Origin of the sequence: Ferruginibacter sp., from assembly GCF_031430955.1 — a bacterium.
Taxonomy (GTDB): domain Bacteria; phylum Bacteroidota; class Bacteroidia; order Chitinophagales; family Chitinophagaceae; genus Ferruginibacter.
Genome location: NZ_JANPCM010000268.1, coordinates 1 through 2,432 on the forward strand (window position 1 = coordinate 1; position 2,432 = coordinate 2,432).

The 2,432-nt window shown below is 36.0% G+C and carries 2 protein-coding genes and 1 pseudogene; all 3 read right to left on the reverse strand.

The genetic code is table 11. The features are described 5' to 3' along the window. A partial coding sequence (locus ACY65O_RS07580) for an aspartate aminotransferase family protein (RefSeq protein WP_462220250.1) occupies positions 1-689 on the reverse strand: 689 nt, incomplete at its 3' end. A 434-nt stretch (positions 690-1,123) separates the two neighbouring features. Further along, on the reverse strand, positions 1,124-2,107 hold the full coding sequence (gene argC / locus ACY65O_RS07585; protein WP_462220251.1) for an N-acetyl-gamma-glutamyl-phosphate reductase: 984 nt from the start codon (positions 2,105-2,107) through the stop codon (positions 1,124-1,126). Beyond that, a pseudogene (locus ACY65O_RS07590) lies at positions 2,104-2,432 on the reverse strand (argininosuccinate synthase); the annotation flags it as partial. The gene argC and the pseudogene ACY65O_RS07590, both read right to left, overlap by 4 nt.

Consider the following 2,432-nt stretch of genomic DNA (forward strand, 5'->3'; position numbering starts at 1 on the left):
GCACCACTAAAATCCTGACTGTAAAATTTACCAGTACGTCCGTAACCGCATTGTACAGAGTCGGCAATGTAAACGGCATTGTATTCATCGCACAAACTTCTTATCTGTTGTAAAAAAGAATTCGTGGCAACATTTATTCCACCTACTCCCTGTATGCCTTCGATAATTACTGAGGAAACATCATTACCATTTTCATCAAAGTAATTTTGCAAAGCTGCTTCATCATTGAATGGAAGAAACACTACATTATTGGTTTGATTTACCGGTGCTACTATATTGGGATTATCTGTAACCGCAACTGCGAGAGAAGTACGGCCATGAAATGCTTTTGTAAATGCCACGATTTTTTTTCTGCCATTATAGAAAGAAGCCAGCTTTAATGCATTTTCGTTGGCCTCGGCGCCGGAGTTGCATAAAAATAAATGATAGTCTTCTTTACCGGAAACCTCTCCTAATTTTTGCGCCAGTAAATTTTGAATAGGAATTTTTACAGAGTTGGAATAAAATCCGACTTTATGCAATTGCTCCTGTAACCTGTTTACATAATGCGGATGTGTATGGCCAATAGAGATTACCGCATGACCGCCATACATGTCTAAGTAAATTTGTCCTTTATCATCCCACACATAACTGCCCTGTGCTTTATCAATGATGATGTCATTAAGTGGATATACGTCGAATAAATTCATGCCCCTGTCTCCGCCGAGGCGGAGAACTTAGTTTTAAAGTGAATAATTTATTTGCAATAATTCTAATTTTGTTAATTAATAAAGCATTTCTTTCAATTCTATCACCCGGTAACAATTCTTATGCTCTTAAGTCCCCGTAATTTATCCCGATTTTTTCGCATTGGCGTCAAGTTAATTTTTTTCAGCTTTCAATAAAACTCTTTACTAAATAAAGTCCCATTTGGGGCGAAATATTAGTAGAAATAATTTCATTTTTTATTTCTATTTAGCCCCATTGGGGCGGCATGTTTTTTTCGCAACCCCTTTGCTTCAATATGCCGCCCCGATGGGGCTTTGCAACCAATAACTATCTAATTGCTACTGATATATCGCCTCTATGAGGCTTTTTAACCTAACGCCGATGCGATTGTAATCGGGAGGGGCTTCAAGGGCCTTTAAAAATAATTTCCTTTTAGTTTTAATCCCATTGTTTCATCCAATCCAAACATCAGATTCATATTTTGTATAGCTTGACCGCTGGCACCTTTTATTAAATTATCAATTACAGAATGCACCACTAATTTGTTTCCAACTTTTTCTAACTGAATAATACATTTGTTGGTATTAACTGCCTGTTTTAAAAAAACTGGTTCTGTTGTTACAGTTGTAAATGGATGATCTTTATAAAAATCATTAAATAATAAATTCAACTCTGGTAAACTTAAATCACATTTTAATTGAGAGCTTATAAAAATGCCTCTTGTAAAATCTCCTCTCCAGGGAACAAAATTGAAATCCTCTTCATTTAAAGTTAAATCAGATTGAAATGAATTTATAGATTGCAATATCTCTGCGTTGTGTTGGTGCGTTAATGTTTTATACGCCTGTATATTATTTGCCCGCCAGCTAAAATGAGATGTGGCTGCTAAACTTTGTCCTGCACCGGTGCTGCCAGTAATACCTGTGGTATACACTTCATTTAATAAACCTGCTTTTGCTAAAGGCAATAAACCTAACTGAATAGCAGTGGCAAAACAACCGGGGTTGGCAATATTATCGGAAGTTTTAATTTTTTCTTTTTGCAACTCCGGCAAACCGTAAACAAATTTTCGATTGCCGACTTGCGATTGTAGATTTAATCTAAAATCGTTGGCTAAATCAATTATTTTAACGGATGGAGGAATATTATGTGCTGCAATAAATTTTGCAGATTCGCCATGCGATGCACAAAAGAAAATAACATCCACATCAAAATGATGAGCAGCAGAAAATTTCAAATCAGTTTCTCCAACCAAATCACCATGTACTTTACTAACCTCATTATCTGCATTGCTGCTGCTTTGAGCAAAAGCAATTTCCACATTGGGGTGATTAATCAATAAACGAATTAATTCGCCTCCCGTATAACCTGCTGCTCCTATTATGCCTGCTTTTATCATTTTTCTTTTTTATTACTATCGCTTACACTGTGATAAATACTTACCTGGTTACCAAATATTTTTGTAAACCCTCTTACATCTTCTCCGGTAAAACCGGTGTTCATCTCTCCATATTTACCAAACTTTGCACTCATTAAATCGTTATCACTTTCTATACCAATAATTTGAAAATGATAAGGATTGAGTTGTACAAAAACATCACCAGAAACTTTGCGCTGGCTTTTTTCCAGGTACGCTTCTATATCTCTCATAACAGGATCCAGTATCTGCCCCTCATGCATCCAGTTACCATAAAATTGTGATAAGGTATCTTTCCATTGGAGCT